Source organism: Sphingomonas sp. 7/4-4, from assembly GCF_027941955.1.
Taxonomy (GTDB): domain Bacteria; phylum Pseudomonadota; class Alphaproteobacteria; order Sphingomonadales; family Sphingomonadaceae; genus Sphingomonas.
In genome coordinates, this window is sequence record NZ_CP115960.1 from 2,321,237 (window position 1) to 2,342,388 (window position 21,152).

Below are 21,152 nucleotides of genomic sequence, written 5' to 3' on the forward strand. Positions count from 1 at the left end.
CTCGCGAAAGAATCTTGCGAGATGAATCGTGTTTCCGGCAAAAGAGTCAATTTAGGCGGGGGTCGCCTCAGCCGTCGCCGACGCGCTCGATATCGGCGCCCACGCCCTGGAGCTTCTCCTCGAGCCGCTCATAGCCTCGGTCGAGGTGATAGACGCGGCTGACCTGCGTCTCGCCCTCGGCAACGAGGCCGGCAATAATCAGGCTCATCGATGCGCGCAGATCCGTCGCCATCACCGGTGCGCCGACCAATTTGGTCGGCCCGTGCACCACGGCGGTACGCCCGCGCACGTCGATATGCGCGCCCATGCGCGCCAACTCGGGCACGTGCATGTAGCGGTTCTCGAAGATCGTCTCGGTGAACACGCTGGCCCCCTCGGCGACCAGCTGCATCGCCATGAACTGCGCCTGCATGTCGGTTGCGAAGCCCGGGAAAGGCGCGGTCGACAGCGTCAGCGGCTTGAGCTTGCCCTCTGCCGCGATGCGGATGCCGCTCTTCTTTTCCTCGACCGTCACGCCGGCCTGGATGAGCGCGTCGAGGGTTGCGCGCATGTCGTTCGCCTCGGCGCCGACCAGTTCGACATCGCCGCCGGTGATCGCCGCGGCGCAGGCATAGCTGCCCGCCTCGATCCGGTCAGGCATCACGGCGTAGGTCGCGCCGTGCAGGCGATCCTTGCCTTCGATCTCCAGCCGCTCGGTGCCGATGCCGTTGATATGCGCGCCCATCGCGACGAGCAGGTTGCACAGATCGACGATCTCGGGCTCGCGCGCCGCATTGTCGAGCACGGTCGTACCCTTGCAGGTCACCGCCGCCATCAGCGCATTCTCGGTCGCCCCGACCGACACCACCGGGAAGCTGAAGCGCCCGCCCGCGAGGCGCCCGCCCGGCGCGCTGGCCTTCACATAGCCCGCCGCGACTTCGATCTCCGCGCCCATTGCCTGCAATGCCTTGAGGTGCAGGTCGATCGGCCGGTTGCCGATCGCGCAGCCGCCGGGCAGCGACACCGTCGCCTCGCCTGCCCGGCCGAGCAAAGGCCCCAGCACGAGGATCGAGGCGCGCATCTTCCGCACGATGTCGTAGGGCGCGACGGTCGAGGTCAGCCGGCCGGCACGCGCGGTCATAACCCGGCCGAAATCATTGGGCCGTGTCCCCTCGATCGCCGTCGACGCGCCCAGCTCATTCAGTAGATGTCCGAAGCTGTCGACGTCGGCGAGCCGTGGCAGGTTCCGGAGCGTGAGGGGCTCGTCGGTCAGCAATGCGCAGGGCATCAGCGTGAGCGCGGCATTCTTCGCCCCCGAAACGGCGATTTTCCCGGAAAGGCGATTTCCGCCACGGATGAGGATGCGGTCCATGGCCGAGCTTCTAGTGCCTCGGCGCGTGCGCGCAAGCGCGGCGGGCCGTGAGACTATTGATCGACTTTAATGCATTGATTCCACGGCACTGCTTTGCACGTCGGGTGGGGGAATTCAAAAGCGTGTCGGGTAGTTGTTTCGCGGATGTGCTGGGTGAACTCGTCGACCTGACCAAAGGCGAACGGGGCGCGCTCGAAAAACTGGAGGCACGCCAACGGCGCGTGCGCCGCGGAGCGGTGCTGCAGCGTGAGAACGAGCCGTGCAACGAGCTGTTCATCCTCCGCAAGGGGCTGATGATGAGCTATGTGCTGCTCGACGACGGCAGCCGGCAGATCCTGCGCTTCCTGTTTCCGGGCGACATGCTCGGCGTGTCGAGCGCAGTCTATCAGGAAGCGCCCGAGACCTTGGCGGCGCTTTCCGATTGCGTCGTCTCCCCGTTTGATCGCGCCGCTTTGTCCGAGATCATGCGCGATCATCCGCGGCTCTCGGCGCTGATCCTGGTTTATTGCCAGATCGAGCGCGTGGCGCTGACCGATCGGCTCGCCGCCCTCGGCCGCACCAGCGCCAAGGCGCGCGTCGCCGCATTGCTGATCGAGCTGCGCAACCGCCTGCGCGCGACCGACAAGAGCATCGCCAACGTCTTCGCGCTCGGCCTGACGCAGGAGGAGATCGGCGACGCCACCGGGCTCACCGCGGTCCATGTCAACCGCATGCTGCGCCAATTGGAGGAGGACGGCCTGATCCGCCGCGAGGCGGGCCGGGTCACGCTGATCGACGAACGCGCACTCGCCAGCGCGGCCAATTACGTCAACCGCTTCCAGGGCCTGGATCTGAGCTGGCTGCCGCAACCACGGAGCTAGCGGTTCACGCCTTCTCCAGCGTGCATTGCAGCGGGTGCTGGTTCTGCCGGGCGAAGTCGATGACCTGGCTGACCTTGGTCTCGGCGACTTCGTAGCTGAACACCCCGCACACCCCCACGCCGCGCTGATGGACGTGGAGCATCACGCGAGTCGCTTCCTCCATGTTCATCCGGAAGAAGCGCTGGAGGCACAGGACGACGAACTCCATCGGCGTGTAATCGTCGTTGAGCATCAGCACGCGGTACGGCGTCGGCTTCTTGGTCCGCGTGCGCGTACGCGTCGCGAGCCCGACCGACGGGTCGCGGGTCCCCGTATCGTCGTCGCCGTCTTCGGCCATCTGGATATTGAATGTGATTGGTTCGGCCATGTCGCGTTGAAAATATGGGCTCGCCGGAGTGGAGGCAAGGCCACAGCAATGCCGCACGGCTCCAAAAAAGCACGCATCGTCAAAAGAAAAGGGCGGCCGCCTTTCGGCAGCCGCCCCATTTACGCGTTTACTGGAGCGCGATGCGCTCAGGCAGCAGTCTTCACCTTCTCGGCGGCAACCGCGAAGCGGCTCGAAATCGGCTGCGCGGCGTCGCCGGCGAGCTTGAGCACGGCTTCGGTGTTCTTCGAGGCTTCGGCGACATACGAGTCGAACGCGCCGCGAACGAAGTCGCTCTGCAGCTTGAAGAATTCGGCCGGCGACTTGACGGTTGCGAACGACTTCAGCGCGGCAGTCGCGCTCTCGAACGACTTGCGGCCATATTCGGCGGCGTCCTGACCGAGCGACTCGAAGCCCTTGGCAGCGATGCGGCCCGACTCGACGACGGCTTCGAGGTTGCCCTTGGCGAACTCATTGGCCTCTTCGACGAGCTTGGTCGACTTTTCGACGGCGGCCTTGGTGCGATCGTTGAAATCGGCGAACAGGGCCTGGGCCTTGGCGGTATTGGTTTCGAAATTGGTAGCCATGGTGATGGTTTCCTTGACGATGGGTTTCGCGACCGTCTCGGCGACGATCTCGGCTTCATTGACGGTTTCCGCGGCGGCGGCTTGGGCCTGCTCTGCCGCGACTTTGACGGTTTCGACTACTTCCTGCGATACTGCTTCCACGACCGGTGCCGGCTCGGGAGCAATCACCGGGGCAACAGCCTCGGCAACGACGACCGGCGCGGACTTCTCAGCCTTGGAAACAACAGCCTCAGCCTTGGGCGCGGCCGGCTTCCTGGCGCGCGCCGCAGGCTTCGGAGCGACGGGCTTTGCCGGCGCTTTCGGTCCCTTGGTGGCCATGCGAATCGTCCCCTGACTATTGCTGCAATGCAGCATGTAGGGGGTCGTTGCGTGCGATGCAAGAGCATTTTTGTGCACTGCACAATAAAGGCATTTACGTTACGGAATGAAGGCTTTAGCGGGTGCGCACATAGCTCCCCGGCGCATCTTCGAGCGCCTTGAACTTGCCCTTTCCGGGCACGCGTGCACCTTTTGCATCCACCTTCGTGGCATCGACGCTTTCGATCCATTCCGCCCAATCCGGCCACCAGCTCCCCTTGGTTTCCCGGGCACCTGCCATGAATTCGGCGAGCGTCTCGACCTTCTGGTCGTTGACCCAATATTGGTATTTGCCCGCCGCCGGCGGGTTCACCACGCCGGCGATATGGCCCGAACCCGCCAGCACGAACTTGAGCGGTCCCTTGAAGTGGTGGGTGATCTTCCAGACGCTTGCTGCGGGCGCGATATGATCCTCGCGGCCGGCCTGGACATAGGTGGGGGTCGTGATCTTCGTCAGATCGACCGGCGTGCCTTCGATCGAGAGAAGGCCCGGCACCGCCAGTTTGTTGTCGCGGTACAGATCTGTAAGATAGCTCAGATGCCAGGTCGCGGGCAGATTGGTGACGTCCGAATTCCAGTGGAGCAGGTCGAACGGCACATAATCCTGCCCCATCAGGTAATTGTTGGTGACGTAATTCCAGATCAGGTCGCGCCCGCGCAGCAGGTTGAAGGTCGCCGCCATGTAGCGCCCGTCCAGAAAGCCCTCGGCGCCGAGGCTCTTGATCAGCGCCAGCTGGTCGTCGTCGACGAAGATGGTCAGGTCGCCGGCCTCTGAGAAATCGACCTGCGCGGTGAAGAAGGTCGCGCTCCTGACCTTCTCGCTCTGCCCGCGCACCGCCAGCACCGCGAGTGTCGCCGCCAGCGTCGTCCCTGCCACGCAATAGCCGATCGCATGGACGCTCTCGACGCCTAGCAGGTCACGCACCGTGTCGATCGCGTCGATCTGGCCGCGCTCGACGTAATCGTCCCACACGACGTCCTTCATCGTCGCATCGGCCGACTTCCACGAGACGACGAAGACGGTGAGCCCCTGCTCCACCGCCCAGCCGATGAAGCTCTTTTCGGGCGTCAGATCGAGGATGTAGAAACGGTTGATCCACGGCGGGAAGATGATCAGCGGCGTCTCGTAGACCTGCTTGGTCACCGGCGAATACTGGATCAGCTCGTAAAGCGGTGTGCGCTTGACCACCTTGCCGGGTGTCATCGCGAGGTTGCGGCCGAGCTCGAACGCGCCCTCCGCGGTCTGCGTCATCTGCCCCTTGGCGACGTCCGACAGCATGTTCTGCAAGCCTTTGAGCAGGCTCTCGCCCTTGGTCTCGACGATCTTCTCGAGCACCTGCGGATTGGTCGCCGGGAAGTTGGTCGGGCTCACCGCGTCGATGAAGCCCTTGGTCGCGAAGCGGATCTGCTCCTTCTGCTTCGGATCGACTCCATCCAGCGCGTCGACGCCCTTCAGCAGGTGATCGGCGATCACGAAATAGCTCTGGCGCAGGAAATCGAAGACCGGCTCCTCGCGCCATTGCGGCGCCTTGAAGCGCTTGTCGCGTGCCTGTTCGGGCGTCTCCTCGAACGGCGCGGCGTGCTCGGGATCGAGGAAGCGCTGCCACAATTGCATCGTGTCCGCCCAGAAATTGGCGCTCGCGCGCATCTGCGCGGCGGGATCGAACATCGCGCCGAAGGCCGGCGCGGCAGGGACCTGCTCCATCAGGTCGATGCCGTGCTCGAGCATCATCTGCTGCGCCTTGCCGAGCACCCAGGTCCAATGCTGGAGATCCTCCAGGCTGGGCAGCGGAGTCGTGGTATCGGCCATGTGTTGCTCTCCAGCGGCGCGTTCCATCGCTTTAGCGCCGACAAGCCGAGACGTCATTCCCGGACACGCAGGAATGGCGTAAGAACGCTTTACGGCGCAATGCAGCGCCCAAATTCGAGAGAGAAGTGGAAATGTCCGAAGAGTTCTACCGCATCAAGCGGCTGCCGCCCTACGTCATCGCCGAAGTCAACGGCATGCGGGCAGCGGCGCGGGCGGCGGGCGAGGACATCATCGACCTCGGCATGGGCAATCCGGACCTGCCGCCGCCGGCGCATGTGATCGAGAAGCTCTGCGAAGTGGCGTCGAAGCCCGACGCGCACGGCTATTCCCAGTCCAAGGGCATTCCGGGCCTGCGCCGCGCCCAGGCGAATTATTACGGCCGCCGCTTCGGTGTCGAGGTCGATCCCGAGACGGAGGTGGTCGTCACGATGGGATCGAAGGAAGGGCTCGCAAGCCTCGCGACCGCGATCACCGCGCCGGGCGACGTGATCCTCGCGCCCAATCCTTCCTACCCGATCCACACCTTCGGCTTCATCATCGCCGGCGCGACGATCCGCGCGGTGCCCACCACGCCGGACGAGCATTATTTCGAGAGCCTCGAGCGCGCGATGAACTTCACCGTCCCGCGGCCCTCGATCCTCGTCGTGAATTATCCGTCGAACCCGACCGCGGAGACGGTCGACCTCGCTTTCTACGAAAGGCTGGTTGCCTGGGCGAAGGAGAACAAGGTCTGGATCATCTCCGACCTTGCTTATTCCGAGCTCTATTATGACGGCAATCCGACCGTCTCGATCCTGCAGGTCAAGGGCGCCAAGGACGTGGCGATCGAATTCACTTCGCTCAGCAAGACCTATTCGATGGCAGGCTGGCGGATCGGCTTCGCAGTCGGCAACCGCGAGCTGATCGCGGCGATGACGCGGGTGAAGTCGTATCTCGACTACGGCGCCTTCACCCCGGTCCAGGCCGCGGCGTGCGCGGCGCTCAACGGCCCGCAGGACATCGTCGAGAAGAACCGCCAGCTCTATCACAAGCGCCGCGACGTGCTGGTCGAGAGCTTCGGCCGCGCCGGCTGGGACATCCCCTCCCCGCGCGCCTCGATGTTCGCCTGGGCACCACTGCCACCGGCGCTCGCGCATCTCGGCAGCCTCGAATTCTCGAAGCAGTTGCTCAGCCATGCCAAGGTCGCGGTCGCTCCGGGCGTCGGCTATGGCGAGAATGGCGAGGGGTTCGTGCGCATCGCGATGGTCGAGAACGAGCAACGCCTGCGCCAGGCGGCGCGCAACGTGCGGAAATATCTGCAGTCGATGGGCGTCAACACGCCGAGCGCGAAGGCGGGCTGAACCCCTTCACTGTCACCCCGGCCTTGTGCCGGGGTCCACTATGCAACTTGGCGAGAAGCTGGAGCCTCCAACTTCTCGCGTGCGGACGAGTGGATCCCGGCACAAGGCCGGGATGACGAAATAGAGGGGCGGTTAAGCCAGCTCGCTGTCCAGCAGCTCGCGCACGTCGAGGCCGAGCAATGCGATATGATCGCGCACCCGCGGCCAATGGCCGGTCAGGAAGCGCTCGCGCTCGGCAATGCGCAGCCGCTCGACTGCGCCGGGCAGCACGAACATGCCCACCCCGCGGCGGACCTCGACATAATCGTCGTCCTGGAAGCTCTGATAGGCCTTGGCGACGGTCAGCGGATTGGCGCCGTGCTCGGCGGCGAGCGCGCGTACCGAGGGAAGCTGGTCCCCCGCACGATATTCGCCGCGCAGGATCGCCGCAGCGATGGTGGCGCGAAGCTTGAGGTAAACGGGTGAGTCGTCGTGCTCGAGCGCTGTCATGCTGGTATAATACACTAATTAGCGCTCGGGTCCATACCCCGGATTCCATTCGTGTACGATTTCGGACAGTTCGCCGCGCGGCCGCTCGTCGAGATCGCGTCCCGGCGTGCCGATGAAGACGAATCCCGCGATACGCTGCGGCGCTTCGCCGAACAGATCGCGCACCTTGTCCGAATAGGCCGCCCAGCCGGTCAGCCACCCGCCGACGAACCCACAAGCATGCGCCGCATGCAGCAGGTTCATGCACGCCGCCCCCGCCGACAGCTCCTGCTCCCATAAGGGGATCTTGTGTCCGTGCACCGGCGCCGAGAGCACGACGACCAGAGCCGGCGCCTGCATCACGAACTGCGCCGTCGCCTCCTCGTCGCGCGCATTGCAATCAGGCTTCTCGGCGCGCTGGATCTCGATCAGCCGTTCCGCCAGCGCCTGCCGGGCATCGTCGGGCACGATCACGAACCGCCACGGCGCCAGCTTGCCGTGATCAGGCGTCCGCGCCGCAATCGCGATCATCTCGCGCAGTTGCTCGGGGCTCGGCCCCGGCGCGACCATGTCGCGCGGCTTGCCCGAACGACGGGTCTGGAGAATGCGGAGCGGCGTGGCGCGATCGTTGAAAATCATGTCGGCGATCTAGGCACCGATCCGCCGCGCGCCAACGGTGATTCGGGATCGCGTCATTTCCGGCCTTCTTCGTCATCCGCGAAAGCGGGGATGACGCATTATGGATAGGGCTTAACTTGACTCAGTTGGCGGAAACGCAATTCATCACGCAACTTTCTTTCGTGTAAACCGGCGATCTGCGTGGGGGCATCCACCGAGTCAAAGAGTGGCCGGGTCAGCGGCCCGGCGAGGCAAGCAGACGAAATCCTACATTGCAAGCACCTCGGGCAAGCGCCTCGGGCAAGCGCCCCGGTTTCGACAGCGGGACGGGCGCGTAGAGGGCCGCGCTTTACACCCGCGCCATTCGCTCTAGTCTGGCCGCCCATGCGCCGGGCAAGCCCCGGAAACCGAAATAAAAAGGTCGAATTCCCGCATGGTCGAAACCCCAACCGCCGATAGTCCGGCAGAGCCCGATATCAGCCACGTAAATCCCGCCGCGGAGAAGACGTGGTTCGGGCACCCGCGTCAGCTGGCGCGCATGTTCAGCACCGAGATGTGGGAGCGCTTCGGCTTCTACGGCATGCGGGCGCTGCTGACGCTCTACCTCACCCAGCATTTCATGTTCGGCGACCGCGAGGCGACCGGCATCTATGGCGGCTTCACGGCTTTGGTCTATCTGACGCCGCTGGTCGGCGGCTATCTCGCCGACCAGTTCCTCGGATCGAAACGCGCAGTGAAGTTCGGCGCGATCGTGATGTCGCTCGGCTATCTGATCCTCTGCTTCGGCGGCCCTACCGCCCAACCGCATGCCAAGATCGACGGCCAGCGCTACGAGGTGTCGATCGAGAAAGCCGGCGACCGTGAGGTTCGCTACGTGGTCGACGGCACCCGGAAACTCGAGATCAAGGGCAATGACGACGGCTCGATCGATCTGCTCGAAAACGGCGCGTCGGTGCGCAAGATCGCCAAGGGCGGCTTCGAATCCGACGCCGATCGCAGCCCCTTCTACGTGATGATCATGCTGATCGGCCTGTCGATGGTCTCGACCGGCAACGGCTTCTTCAAGCCGAACATCTCGACGATGGTCGGCGAGCTCTACGAGGTCGGCGACCGACGACGCGATACCGGCTTCACGATCTTCTACATGGGCATCAACATCGGATCGTTCTTCTCGCAGATCCTTTGTCCGGGCCTGGCGGTGGCGTTCGGCTGGTGGGCGGGGTTCGGCCTCGCCGCGATCGGCATGATGATCTCGTGGGCGCTGATCCAGTTCAACGGGAACACGCTGGCGGGCTATGGTGAGCCGCCCGCGCGGCCGGAGGTCGAGCGGCAGCAATGGTTCATCTATGCCGGCGCGCTGCTGATCGTGCCGGTCTTCTACTTCCTCTACGTCAATCTGATGAACTCGCCCGAGCCCGCGCCGGGATCGGGCATCATCGGCTATGTCGCCTCGCTGCCGCTGATGGGCAAGTTCCTGTTCGGCACCTTCCTGCTCTCGGTCCCCGGCATCCTGATCTGGTCGTTCGTCGCGGGCAGCCGCCAGGAATTCCAGATGATGCTCGCGGCGATGACGCTGATCGTCTTCAACGTGGTGTTCTGGACGCTGTTCGAACAAGCGGGCTCGTCGCTTACGTTGTTCGCCGATCGCAACACCGACCTGTCGGTATTCGGATTGTTCAGCATCACCGCAGGCCAGACGCAGTTCTTCAACGCCGCCTTCATCATCCTGCTCGCACCGTTCATGTCGATCATGTGGACCGCACTGGCAAGGCGCGGGCTCGAACCGTCGATTCCGGTCAAGTTCGGGATCGCGCTGATCAGCGTGGCGGCGGGCTTCCTGCTGCTCGTATGGGGCGCCACCTATGCCGATGCGGGTTTCCGTGTCGGGATCTGGTGGCTTGCGGGCCTCTATTTCGTCCACAGCTTCGCCGAGCTCTGCATCTCGCCGGTGGGCCTCTCGATGGTCACCAAGCTGTCGATCGCGCGCGTGGTTGGGCTGATGATGGGCGTATGGTTCCTGTCGATCTCGGTGGCGCAATATTTCGCCGGGATGATCGCACAGATCGCCAGCGTCGATACCGTCGGCGGTCAGGTGACCAACCTGAAGGTGAGCCTCGACACCTACCTCGATATGTTCACGCTGATCTCCTATTGGGCTATCGGGCTGGGCGTGCTCCTGCTGCTGCTGAGCTGGCCGCTCAAGCGCTGGATGCACGGGGTCACCTAAGTGGAAGCCTCGACCGCCGAAGGCGGCTGCCGGTGCGGCGCGGTGCGGTACCGCGTCACAGGCGAGCCCGCCGCCACCTCGCACTGCCATTGCAGCGACTGCCGCCGCATGACCGGCGCGCCGACGCTCGCCTGGGCGATCTTCCCGGAGGACAAGGTGGAGATCGTCGTCGGGGCGATTACGGTCCACGAGACTTCGCCGGGCGTCGAATGGGGTTTCTGTGCGCGCTGCGGCTCCACGCTCACCTATCGCCGCGCGACGCGGCCGGGATTGTTCGACGTGACCACCGCCACGCTCGACGACCCGGAGCTTTTCCCGCCGCAAAAGGAAATCTGGACGGGCGAGCGGCTGTCATGGATCCGTTCGAACCCGGAGGTCCCGCACTTTCCGAGGACCGGTGCGGGCTAGATACGAAAAGGGGAGCGTCGCCGTTCCCCTTTTTCCAACCGGAACGAGAATCGCCCCGGCATTGCTGCCGGGGCGATCGCATTTACGCCGGCATCGCGCTTACCAGATGTGCACGCGCTGCTCGGGCGCGAGATACAGCGCGTCGCCCGGCTTGACGTCGAACGCCTTGTACCAGGCATCGACGTTGCGGACGATGCCGTTGACGCGGAACATCGCCGGCGAGTGCGGATCGGTGAGCAATAGCTGGCGCTGCGCGCCCTCGCGCACCTTGGCCTGCCACGCCTGCGCATAGGACAGGAACAAGCGCTGATCGCCGGTCAGCCCGCCGATCACCTTCGCCTTGCCGTGCTTCGCCTGGTATTTCTGATAGGCCGCATAGGCCGCCTCGATCCCGCCCAGATCGCCGATATTCTCGCCCAGCGTCAGCGAACCGTTGATCTTGGTGCCGGGGATCGGCTCGAAGTTGTTGTACTGCGCCGCGAGCGCGGCGGTGCGATCCTTGAAGCCCTTTTTCGCCGCGTCGGTCCACCAATTCTCGAACTTGCCGGTGGGGCCGAACATGCTGCCCTGATCGTCGAAGCCATGGCCCATCTCGTGGCCGATGATCGCGCCGATCGCGCCATAATTGACCGCCGGATCGGCGTTGGGATCGAAATAAGGCGGCTGGAGGATCGCGGCCGGGAAGGTGATCTGGTTCGCGAGCGGGCTGTAATAGGCGTTCACTGTCTGCGGAGTCATGTTCCACAGCGTGCGATCGACCGGCTTGGGGAACCGCTGAAGCTCAAGCTGATGCTGGAATTCGCTCGAGCGCTGCGCGTTGCCGAGAAGATCGGTGCGATCGACCGCGAGTACCGAATAGTCGATATATTTCACCGGATGGCCGATCCGCGGCTCGAACGCGGCGAGCTTGGCGAGCGCCGCCTTGCGCGTGGCATCGTCCATCCATGTCGAGCCGGTGATCCGCTCCTGATAGGCGGCACGCAGGTTCTCGATCAGCTCCCCCATCTGCTTTTCGGCCGCGGGCGGGAAATATTTCGCCACGTAGATCGCGCCTACCGCCTCGCCGAGCGCGCCGTTGGTGAGCTGCACGCCGCGCTTCCAGCGATCGCGCTGCACCTGCACGCCGTTCAATGTCTTCGAATAAAAGCCGAAGCGCGTGTCGTCGAATGCCTTGGGCAGGAACTGCGCGTGATCGCTGACGAAGCGATAAGCGAGATAGTCCTTCCACGTCTGGAGCGGCGTCGCGACGAGGATCTTGCCCATCGCCGATACCGCGGTGTTCTGCGTCATCAGCACCGTCGGCGACGAATCGAGCCCGGCCGTCTTGAGCATCAGCGCCCAGTCGAACTCGGGCGCCTTCGCTTCGAGCCCGGCGAGCGGCTGCGGATCGTTCAATTTGGCGATGTCACGGCTCTGCTCGGGCGACCATTGCTGCTTCGCCATCGCGGTTTCGAGCGCGACGATCGCGTCGGCCTTCGCGCTCGCATCGGCAATGCCGGCCAGCTCCTGGATCTTCTGGACATAGGCACGATAGGCGGTGCGGAACGCGACGTATTTCTCGCCCTCCAGCAGATAATAATCGCGCGGCATGCCGAGGCCGCCCTGACCGGTGACGGCGGTGTAGCGCGTCGGATCGGCGAGGTCGGGGATCACGTCCAGCTCGACCGGCGAGGCATAGCCGACGCTCGCGAACAACACCTGCAGGCCCGCCAGATCCTTCACCGCGGCGATGCGGCCGAGATAGGGCTTGAGCGGTGCGGTGCCTCGCGCCTCGACGCCCGCCTCGTCCATCCAGCTGGCGTAGAAGTCGCCGACCTGCTTGCCGGTCGCGCCATAAGTGGCGGGGTTCTTCGCCATGTCGTCGAGGATCGCACGGACATTCGCCTCGGCCTCGACGGTCAGCAGCACCCCATAGCCCGCCGAAGCGCGGTCGGCGGCGATCTCGGTGCGCTCGTTCCAGCCGCCATTGGCGAAGGTCCAGAAGTCATCGCCCGGCTTCACGCCTGCCTTTTGCGCGGTGAGGTCGACGCCAAATGCGCCGTATTTCGCCGTGCCCTGCGTCGATTGGGTGAACGCCGGTCCTGTCATCACCACCAGCGCCGCGCCTGCGCCCAGACGCGCCAAAGCCTTGATCTTCATCAGATAATCCCCCGGTATCAGGTGTATTATGCGAGGGTAACGCCGCACCGGGGCTCGCGCAACGGGCAAATCATCACCCCACCCGGTTCGCCACCAGATCATCGACCACCGACGGATCGGCGAGCGTGCTCGTGTCCCCAAGGCTCGACACATCGCCCTCGGCGATTTTCCGGAGAATCCGCCGCATGATCTTGCCCGAGCGCGTCTTGGGCAGTCCCGGGGCGAACTGGAGGGCGTCGGGCGTGGCGATCGGTCCGATCTCGGTCCGCACCCAGTCGCGCAATTCCTTTCGCAACGCCTCGTCCGCCACGCAGCCGACGTTGAGGGTCACATAGGCGTAGATGCCCTGCCCCTTGATGTCGTGCGGCATGCCGACCACCGCGGCCTCGGCCACCTTGGGATGCAGCACCAGCGCGGACTCGACCTCGGCGGTGCCCATGCGGTGCCCCGAGACGTTGATCACATCGTCGACCCGGCCGGTGATCCAGTAATAGCCATCCTCGTCGCGGCGGCAGCCGTCGCCGGTGAAATATTTGCCGGGATAGGTCGTGAAATAGGTCTGGAAGAAGCGATCGTGGTCGCCCCAGACGGTGCGCATCTGACCCGGCCAGTTGCGTGCGATGCACAGATTGCCCTCGGTAGCCCCGTGCAGCACATTGCCCTCGGCATCGACGATCTGCGGATCGACTCCCGGCAGCGGCAATGTCGCCGAACCGGGCTTGAGCGCAGTGGCGCCGGGCAGCGGCGTGATCATCTGCCCGCCGGTCTCGGTCTGCCACCAGGTATCGACGATCGGGCAGCGCCCTTCGCCGACCACCTCGTGATACCAGCGCCACGCCTCGGGATTGATCGGCTCGCCCACCGTGCCGAGCAGCTTGAGCGATTTGCGCGAGGTCTTCGCGACGAACGCGTCGCCCTCGCGCATCAGCGCGCGCAGCGCAGTCGGCGCGGTGTAGAGGATCTCGACCTGGTGCCGGTCCACGACCTGCCAGATGCGCGAGGCATCGGGCCAGTTGGGCACGCCTTCGAACATCAGCGTCGTCCCGCCATTGGCGAGCGGACCGTAGACGATATAGCTGTGCCCGGTGACCCAGCCGATATCGGCCGCGCACCAATAGACCTGCCCAGGCCGGTAATCGAACACGAGTTCGTGCGTGTAGCTCGCCCAGAGCAGATAACCCGCACTGCTATGGAGCACGCCCTTGGGCTTGCCGGTCGAGCCCGAGGTATAGAGGATGAACAGCGGATCCTCGGCGCTCATCGGCTCGGCCGGGCATTCCGCGGAAACCGCCGCCGCCACCTCGTGATACCAGACGTCGCGGCCCGGCTGCATCGCCACGTCACCGCCCGTTGCCTTGACGACGATCACTTTCTCCATCGACCGGGCATGCGCCTGCGCCGCATCGACATTGGCCTTGAGCGGCACCCGCTTGCCGCCGCGGCGGCCCTCGTCGGCGGTGATCACCAGCTTGCTGTCGCAATCGGTGATCCGCCCCGCCAGCGCCTCGGGCGAGAAGCCGCCGAACACCACCGAATGCACCGCGCCGATGCGTGCGCAGGCGAGCAATACGAATGCCGCCTCGGGGATCATCGGCATGTAGATGGTGACGCGGTCGCCCTTGCGGACGCCCTCGGCCTTCAGCACGTTCGCGAACCTGCACACCTCTTCGTGGAGCTGGCGATAGGTGTAGCGCCGCGGCTCCTCAGTGGGATCGTCAGGTTCCCACAGGATCGCCACTGCATCGCCGCGGCTGGCAAGGTGCCGGTCGACGCAATTCGCCGCGACGTTCAGCTTGCCGTCGGCGAACCAGCTGATGTGGAAGTCCTCTTCGTCGAACGACCAGTCGCCGGCGATTTCGGGGCGCTTCACCCAATCGAGCCGCTTCGCCTGCTCGAGCCAGAAGCTTCCCGGATCGGCGAGGCTGCGGCCGTACAGCTTCGCATATCCCTCGGCGTCGACCCGCGCCTTGCGCGCCCATTCTTCGGATACGGGGTACAGGCTGTCGCTCGTCAAGGGGCCGCTCCTGGCTGATATGTCCGGCTCTCCTTGTCCCCAAGCAACCCCGCCGCGCAAGCCGCAGATTCCGTTACGACACCGCTCCGAGCCGCAGTTTTGACGGGGCTGCGACAAACTGCGACATAATTTCGGTGGAACCGATTGCCGCCGCCAGCCATCTTGCCCGAATGGCACGACGCCCAATCGCCTTCATGCTTGTCTTCGCGCTCCCGCTCGCCGCCTGCGCAGTGGGTCCCGATTATCGCCCGCGCACCGCGCCCGAGCTCGGCGTGCCCGACACCTACTCCGTGCCCGCCGACCAGCGCGCCCGCGAGGATCTGGTCCGCTGGTGGGAGAAGTTCGACGATCCGCAGCTCGCCGCGATCGTCCAGCGCGCGCAGGCCGCGAACCTCGACATCGCCCAGTCGGTGACCCGGCTTCGCCAGGCGCGCGAATCGCTGATCCAGCAGCGCGCCTCGCTGTTCCCCAGCGTCAGCGCCTCGGCCGGCGCGTCGCGCAGCGAATCGCTCCGTGGCGGCACGACCACCACCACGCTCCCCGACGGCAGCGTCACCTCCTTCTCGACCGGCGGCCGCAACAGCTTCTCGCTGGGCGCCGATGCCAATTATCAAGTCGACCTGTTCGGTGGCGTGCGTCGCGGCGTCGAATCGGCGCGTGCCGGTTATGAAGCGGCGGGCTTCGATTATGCGACGGTCCTGATCTCGATCGAGGCTGAGACCGCACGCAACTATGTCCTCGCGCGTGCCGCGCAGGCGCAGCTCGCCAATGCGCGCCAGTCGCTCGCGCTGCAGGACGACAATCTCCAGATCGCGCAATGGCGCGTGCAGGCGGGACTGGTCTCGACGATCGATCAGGAACAGGCGCGTGCGTCGCGTGCGCAGACCGCGGCGTCGATCCCCAGTCTCGAAGCCAGCTACAACGGCTTCGTCTCGCGGCTTGGCGTGCTCACCGGCCAGGCGCCGGGCGCGCTCAAGGCCGAGCTCGAAGCCGTGAAGCCGATCCCGCGCGGCCCCGCGAGCGTCGCCGCCGGCATCCCGGCCGAGACGCTGCGCCAGCGCCCCGACGTTCGCTCGGCCGAGCGCAACCTCGCCTCGGCGACGGCGCAGATCGGCGTCGCGACGGCGCAGCTTTATCCCTCGCTCGGCATCGGCGGCAGCATCGATGCCGGATCGAGCGCGCTGAGCTCGATCTTCGACGTGATCACCGGCCGGCTCTTCGGCAATATCGCCCAGACGATCTTCGATGCCGGCCGCACGCGCAGCCAGGTACGCTCGGCGCAGGCCGCCGCGGACGGCGCGTTCCTTTCGTACAAGCAGACCGTGCTCACGGCGCTGGAGGATATCGAGAATTCGATCGTCGCGCTGCAGGCGGCGCAGCGGCGCGAGGCCGAGTTCCGCATCGCGCTCGAGGCCGCGAACAACCAGGCGATCCTCGCGCGCATGCAATATCGCTCGGGCCTCACCGATTTCACGACGCTCAACCAGGCCGAGGCATCGCTGCTCTCGGCACAGAACGGCCTGGTGGGCGCGCAATCCGATCAATCGACGGCGCTGATCCAGCTCTATCTGTCGCTCGGCGGCGGCTGGGACAGCAATGTCACACCCGAGGCTCCGGCGCGGACCTCGACGACCACAGGCGGCACCGCGGATGGCAACTGATCCCAACAAGAATCTCGACGAGTTCCTCGGCACGCCCGCCCGGCCGTGGTGGCGGCGTTGGCTCAAATGGATCATCGTGGGCGCCGTCGTCCTCCTCGCCGTGCTGGCGCTGTCGCGCTTCTTCTTCGGCGGTGCGACCGCCACCCAATATTCGACCGAGGAGGCAGCACGCGGCAATCTGACCGTCACTGTCTCCGCCACCGGCAAGCTCGCCCCGACCAACCAGGTGCAAGTCGGCTCCGAGCTTTCGGGCCTCGTCGAGACGGTCAGCGTCGATGTCAACGATCGCGTCATCAAGGGCCAGCCGCTTGCAGTGCTCGACACTTCGCGCCTCGACGATTCGATCTCCCAGAGCCAGGCGGCACTCAACGCCAATCTCGCCCAGGTATCGCAGGCGCAGGCCACCGTCGCCGAATCGCGTGCGCAGCTCCAGCGGCTCGAGGAGGTCAGCCGCCTGTCGGGCGGGCGCGTTCCCGCCAAGGTCGAGATGGAGCAGGCGCGCGCCGCTGCCGCCCGCGCGGTCGCGGCGGTCAAGGTGGCCGAGGCCAATGTCGTCTCCGCTCGCGCGGCGCTGTCGTCGAACCAGACGCAGCGTTTCAAGGCAGTGATCCGCTCGCCGGTGAACGGCGTCGTGCTCGCCCGCCAGATCGACGCGGGCCAGACCGTCGCCTCCTCGTTCAACACGCCGACCTTGTTCGTGATCGCCGAAGATCTGTCGGCGATGGAATTGCAGGTCGCGATCGACGAGGCCGATGTCGGCTCGGTCAAGCAGGGCCAGCTGGCGAGCTTCACGGTCGATGCCTTCCCGGGCAAGACCTTCCCCGCGACGATCACCCGCGTCGATCTCGGCTCGAACCTCTCGGCGCAGTCGGCGACGAGCTCGAGCACGAGCAGCACGACCACCCAGTCGCAGGTCGTCTCTTATGCCGCGACGCTGAGCGTGGCCAATGCCGACCAGCAGCTTCGCCCCGGCATGACCGCGACCGCCGAGATCATCACCAAGGCCAGACCCAACGTGCTGCTCGTTCCCAATGCGGCACTGCGCTTCCGCCCCGGCGCGGGCGGCGGTCAGGGCGCGAGCGGCGGACAGGGCGGCATCGCCGGTGCGCTCGTGCCGCGCGGTCGCCGCGGGGGTGCCGGCGGCGGCGCGCAGAAATCCGCGACGATGAGCCGAGGTGCGCAGCAGACCGTCTATATCCTCGGCGCGGACGGCCAGCCCCAACCAGTGCAAGTCACCACCGGCGACACCGACGGCACCGTCACCGAAGTTACCGGCGGCGATTTGAAGCCGGGCATGAAGGTGATCACCGGCCAGCTCGCCGAAGGCGGTGCCAGCCAGCGGCGTCAGGGATCCGGACAGCGGCGCCAGGGCGGCCGCAGCGGCGGGCAAGGCGGTGCGCAGGGTGGCGCGGGAGGCCAAAGTGGCGGCCAGTGACGCGCCGATCATCCAGCTCCGCGGCGTCACCAAGGTCTATGGCGAGGGACCGACGGCGTTCCAGGCGCTGAAGGGCATCGACATCGACATCACGGGCGGCGATTTCGTCGCGGTGATGGGCCCATCGGGATCGGGCAAGTCGACGACGATGAACATCCTCGGCTGCCTCGACGTGCCGAGCGCCGGGCAATTCCTGTTCAAGGGCGTGCATGTCGAGCGGCTCGGCCGCGACCAGCGCGCGTTGCTGCGTCGGAAATATCTCGGCTTCGTGTTCCAGGGCTTCAACCTGCTCGCGCGGACCTCGGCGCTCGAGAATGTCGAACTCCCCTTGCTCTATCGCGGCGATCCCAAGAAGGAGCGGCGCGAGGCGGCGATGGCCGCGCTCGACAAGGTCGGGCTCAAGGAATGGTGGGACCATACTCCCGCCGAGCTTTCGGGCGGCCAGCAGCAGCGCGTCGCGATCGCCCGCGCGATCGTCACCAACCCCGCCGTGCTCCTCGCCGACGAGCCGACCGGCAACCTCGATTCGGAGCGCTCGATCGAGATCATGAAGCTGCTCACCGAACTGAACGCGACCAGCGGGATCACGGTGCTGATGGTGACGCACGAAGGCGACATGGCCGCGTTCGCGCGCACGATCATCCACTTCAAGGACGGGCTGGTCGAGCGCATCGACAGCCATGCGCACGAGCCCGCCTGATGTTCGGCACGACCTTCATCCTCGCGATCCGCTCGATCTTTCGCCACAAGCTCCGCTCGTTCCTGACGACGCTGGGCATCATCATCGGCGTCGCCGCGGTGGTGGCGATGGTGACTCTCGGCAAGGCGACCACCAAGGCCGCGCAGCAGCAGGTCGCGAGCCTGGGCACCAACGTCCTCCAGATCCGTCCGGGCCAGGGCTTCGGCCGGGGCGGCGGCGGGCCGCGTCCTCCGGACTTCAAGGAAGAGGATGTCGAGGCGGTCGCGCGGCAGGTCGCCGGCGTCAATGCAGTCGCCCCGCAGGCGCAATCTACTGCGACGGTGATCTATCAGGGCGCCAATTGGTCGACGTCGATCAACGGCACCACCAATGCCTTCTTCCAGGTCCAGCCCTGGCCATTGGTCTCCGGCCGCATCTTCACGCGCGCCGAGGAACAGGCCGGCAAGGCCGTGTGCATCATCGGCAATACCATCCGCACCAACCTGTTCCGCGGCGGCGAGGCGGTGGGCGACCGGCTGCGGGTCAACGGCATCTCGTGCGACGTGATCGGCGTGCTCTCGACGCGCGGCCAGGGCGGATTCGGCGATCAGGACGACGTGATCATCATGCCGATCAAGCAGGTCCAGCGCCGCTTCACCGGCAATCGCGACATCCGGCTGATGCTGGTCGGCGTCGATCCCGCTTATGACGGCGCGCAGGTCCAGGAATCGATCAAGCAGGTGCTGCGCGAACGCCGCAGCATCACCGGCGGCAAGGACGACGATTTCAACATCTTCGACACCGCCCAGATCAGCCAGACGCTGACCGGCATCACCACGTTGCTCACCCAGATCGTCACTGCGGTGGCCGCGATCAGCCTCGTGGTGGGTGGCATCGGCATCATGAACATCATGCTCGTCTCGGTCACCGAGCGGACGCGCGAGATCGGCATCCGGCTCGCGATCGGCGCGGTCGCCAGCGAAGTGCTGATGCAATTCCTGATGGAGGCGGTGGTGCTGTCCTGCCTGGGCGGGCTGGTCGGGCTGGTCGTCGCCCAATTGGTCGTGCTCGGCCTTGCGCCGCTGATGCAGGTCGAATGGATGTTCGAGCCGCAGATCAACGTCATCGCGTTCCTGGTATCGGCACTGATCGGCGTGGTGTTCGGCTACTTCCCGCACGCCGCGCCGCGAGCCTCAACCCGATCGACGCGCTGCGGCACGAATAAGCCGGCTACTTCCCGTCAGTCTCCAGTCCGTAGAGCTGGCGCAGTTCCTCCAGATCCGCCCGGGTATCGACATCGGCCAGCTCGGCCGGGCTGGTCACGACATGGTGCCCGCGCCGGATCAGCTTCCGGGCGCCTTCGTCGCCCTCGAGATCAAGCAATTGGTCGAACAAATGGCTGCCGAACAATGCCGGCGGGCAGGGCTGCGCGCCGTTGCTCGACGCAACGACCGTGTCGAGCCCGTCGGTCGCATCGAACAGGCGGTAGATATGCGCTGCGGTCACACGCGGCATGTCCGCCAGCGCCACCAGCACTGCATCGGCCCCTGCCGCCTTCGCGACCATGACTCCGTGGCACAGCGAGCGCGCCTGACCGAGCGACGGATCGGGATTCTCCTCCACGCGATAGCCCAAAGCCGCGAAATCGAGGCTGGTGTCCGAAACCACTGCGATCCGCGTCAGGAAGGGCACATTCTCGAGCGCAGTCACGACATGATAAGCGAGCGGCTTGTCGAGGAACGGCTCGGCGAGCTTGTCGCCGTCGAAGCGGCGCGAGCGCCCCGCGGCGAGCAGCACCAGGGCGGTCCGTTCAGGCGTCAGCATGGAAACTCCTCACCATTGCGGCGGCGATCGACAGCGCAATCTCGGCGGGCCCGATGCTGCCGATATCGATCCCGGCGGGGCCGTCGATCCGGGCAAGATCGGCCTCGTCCACTCCGGCAGCCGTCAGCCGCTCCAGCCGCGCCGCATGGCTTCGGCGCGAGCCCAATGCGGCGACATAGCCGGTCGGATGCGCGAGCGCGGCGATCAGTGCCGGATCGTCGATCTTGGGATCGTGGCTGAGCGTCACCACTGCTGTGGCGCGATCGGGCTTCAGCGCGGTCACGGCCTCGTCGGGCCAGCGGTCGTCGAGCGTCACGCCGGGGAAACGCTCGGGCGTCAGAAATCTCCTCGCGGATCGATTACTTGCGTAACGATTCCGAGTTCGCGCGCCAGCCCCGCCAGCCGCTGCGCGATCTGGACGGCGCCGACGATCACCAGGCGGCGCGGCGGATCGTAGCGATTGACGAAATCGCCCGCCGATCCGGGCACGCTGCGCCCCGTGGCGAAATCGGTGGCCAGGTCGAAACTGGTGCCGTTCGCGCGGGCGCCCTCGATCGCCTCGAACAGCTGCGGATCGAATCCCTCCGCCGAAACCGGCTGGACGAGCACCGAAATCTCGCCGCCGCACGGCAGCCCGACCTCCCACGCCGCGGGTCTGCGACGCCATAGGTCTTCACTGTGGCGCGCGCGCCGGCGATGACGTCCTCGGCGGTCGCCAATATGTCGTTCTCGACGCAGCCGCCCGAGACCGAGCCTTCGAAGCGGCCGTCGTCGCGCACCAGCATGTGGCTGCCGCGCGGCCGCGGCGCCGAGCCCCAGGTCGAGACCACGGTGGCGATCGCCATCCGGCTTCCCTTCCAGGCACGCGCGGCTGCCAGCACGCTGTCATTTTCCGCCATGGTCTCGCTTCCGTCACAACCGTCCGATAACGCCTGGCGCGTGGAAAGTTTCGTGGCAAGATCATTGGCGTTCGCGGCATTGCTGCTGGCGCAGGGCTGTGTCGGCGTGCA

General features: G+C 65.7%; 16 protein-coding genes and 2 pseudogenes. 8 read left to right on the forward strand and 10 right to left on the reverse strand.

Features of this window, described 5'->3' with window-relative positions; genetic code table 11:
- Window positions 1–67: 67 nt before the first annotated feature.
- Entirely contained in the window at window positions 68–1,351 is a 1,284-nt protein-coding gene (gene murA / locus PIB19_RS11700; RefSeq protein WP_271237501.1) for a UDP-N-acetylglucosamine 1-carboxyvinyltransferase, read from the reverse strand.
- 149 nt (window positions 1,352–1,500) lie between these two features.
- Between murA and PIB19_RS11705 the strand changes: the two genes are divergently transcribed.
- On the forward strand, window positions 1,501–2,211 hold the full coding sequence (locus PIB19_RS11705) for a Crp/Fnr family transcriptional regulator (RefSeq protein ID WP_271240971.1): 711 nt from the start codon (window positions 1,501–1,503) through the stop codon (window positions 2,209–2,211).
- Window positions 2,212–2,215: 4 nt separating this feature from the next.
- Here the strand turns inward: PIB19_RS11705 and clpS are convergent, their stop codons facing one another.
- From clpS to phaC, 3 genes are all read right to left on the reverse strand, one after another.
- The gene (gene clpS, locus PIB19_RS11710; protein WP_271240972.1) at window positions 2,216–2,548 is read right to left on the reverse strand and encodes an ATP-dependent Clp protease adapter ClpS; all 333 of its coding nucleotides are present in this window, start codon (window positions 2,546–2,548) and stop codon (window positions 2,216–2,218) included.
- Between the two features lie 176 nt (window positions 2,549–2,724).
- Entirely contained in the window at window positions 2,725–3,480 is a 756-nt protein-coding gene (locus PIB19_RS11715) for a phasin family protein (RefSeq protein WP_271237502.1), read from the reverse strand.
- Window positions 3,481–3,595: 115 nt separating this feature from the next.
- Window positions 3,596–5,329, reverse strand: a complete 1,734-nt coding sequence (gene phaC, locus PIB19_RS11720) for a class I poly(R)-hydroxyalkanoic acid synthase (RefSeq protein ID WP_271237503.1) — start codon at window positions 5,327–5,329, stop codon at window positions 3,596–3,598.
- A gap of 131 nt (window positions 5,330–5,460) precedes the next feature.
- Between phaC and PIB19_RS11725 the strand changes: the two genes are divergently transcribed.
- Complete coding sequence (locus tag PIB19_RS11725; protein WP_271237504.1) at window positions 5,461–6,669, forward strand: LL-diaminopimelate aminotransferase; 1,209 nt, start codon at window positions 5,461–5,463, stop codon at window positions 6,667–6,669.
- Window positions 6,670–6,801: 132 nt separating this feature from the next.
- Here PIB19_RS11725 and PIB19_RS11730 read toward each other — a convergent pair whose 3' ends face one another.
- Window positions 6,802–7,158: a GntR family transcriptional regulator gene (locus PIB19_RS11730; RefSeq protein ID WP_271237505.1), complete on the reverse strand. Its 357-nt coding sequence runs from the start codon at window positions 7,156–7,158 to the stop codon at window positions 6,802–6,804.
- Window positions 7,159–7,176: 18 nt separating this feature from the next.
- Window positions 7,177–7,776, reverse strand: coding sequence for a nitroreductase family protein (locus PIB19_RS11735; protein ID WP_271237506.1), 600 nt, complete (start codon window positions 7,774–7,776; stop codon window positions 7,177–7,179).
- Window positions 7,777–8,188: 412 nt separating this feature from the next.
- Here PIB19_RS11735 and PIB19_RS11740 point away from each other — a divergent pair, with 412 nt between their 5' ends.
- Window positions 8,189–9,982 carry a peptide MFS transporter gene (locus PIB19_RS11740; protein WP_271237507.1) on the forward strand — a complete coding sequence of 598 codons (1,794 nt, stop codon included), beginning with the start codon at window positions 8,189–8,191 and terminating at the stop codon, window positions 9,980–9,982.
- Entirely contained in the window at window positions 9,983–10,390 is a 408-nt protein-coding gene (locus PIB19_RS11745) for a GFA family protein (protein WP_271237508.1), read from the forward strand.
- A gap of 99 nt (window positions 10,391–10,489) precedes the next feature.
- Here PIB19_RS11745 and PIB19_RS11750 read toward each other — a convergent pair whose 3' ends face one another.
- Both PIB19_RS11750 and acs read right to left on the reverse strand, forming a co-directional pair.
- On the reverse strand, window positions 10,490–12,529 hold the full coding sequence (locus PIB19_RS11750) for a M13 family metallopeptidase (protein ID WP_271237509.1): 2,040 nt from the start codon (window positions 12,527–12,529) through the stop codon (window positions 10,490–10,492).
- A gap of 73 nt (window positions 12,530–12,602) precedes the next feature.
- Window positions 12,603–14,543 (reverse strand): acetate--CoA ligase, encoded by a 1,941-nt coding sequence (gene acs / locus PIB19_RS11755; protein WP_271237510.1) that lies wholly within the window; start codon window positions 14,541–14,543, stop codon window positions 12,603–12,605.
- 170 nt (window positions 14,544–14,713) lie between these two features.
- On the opposite strand from acs, the gene PIB19_RS11760 reads away from it, so the two are divergent.
- The 4 genes and pseudogenes from PIB19_RS11760 to PIB19_RS11775 all read left to right on the forward strand — a co-directional run bounded on the left by PIB19_RS11760 (window position 14,714) and on the right by PIB19_RS11775 (window position 19,543).
- A complete protein-coding gene (locus PIB19_RS11760; protein ID WP_271237511.1) occupies window positions 14,714–16,204 on the forward strand; it encodes an efflux transporter outer membrane subunit in 1,491 nt (496 codons plus the stop codon).
- Window positions 16,194–17,639: an efflux RND transporter periplasmic adaptor subunit gene (locus tag PIB19_RS11765; protein ID WP_271237512.1), complete on the forward strand. Its 1,446-nt coding sequence runs from the start codon at window positions 16,194–16,196 to the stop codon at window positions 17,637–17,639. The genes PIB19_RS11760 and PIB19_RS11765 overlap by 11 nt, the downstream gene beginning before the upstream one ends.
- Window positions 17,626–18,339, forward strand: a complete 714-nt coding sequence (locus PIB19_RS11770) for an ABC transporter ATP-binding protein (RefSeq protein WP_271237513.1) — start codon at window positions 17,626–17,628, stop codon at window positions 18,337–18,339. Before PIB19_RS11765 ends, PIB19_RS11770 begins: the two co-directional genes overlap by 14 nt.
- Window positions 18,339–19,543 (forward strand): annotated as a pseudogene (locus PIB19_RS11775) (ABC transporter permease). The gene PIB19_RS11770 and the pseudogene PIB19_RS11775 overlap by 1 nt, the downstream one beginning before the upstream one ends.
- A 5-nt stretch (window positions 19,544–19,548) precedes the next feature.
- Here PIB19_RS11775 and PIB19_RS11780 read toward each other — a convergent pair.
- Both PIB19_RS11780 and PIB19_RS11785 read right to left on the reverse strand, forming a co-directional pair.
- Entirely contained in the window at window positions 19,549–20,142 is a 594-nt protein-coding gene (locus tag PIB19_RS11780) for a nucleotidyltransferase family protein (RefSeq protein ID WP_271237514.1), read from the reverse strand.
- Window positions 20,129–21,041, reverse strand: a pseudogene (locus PIB19_RS11785) (XdhC family protein). Before PIB19_RS11785 ends, PIB19_RS11780 begins: the two are co-directional and overlap by 14 nt.
- Between the last annotated feature and the right edge of the window lie 111 nt (window positions 21,042–21,152).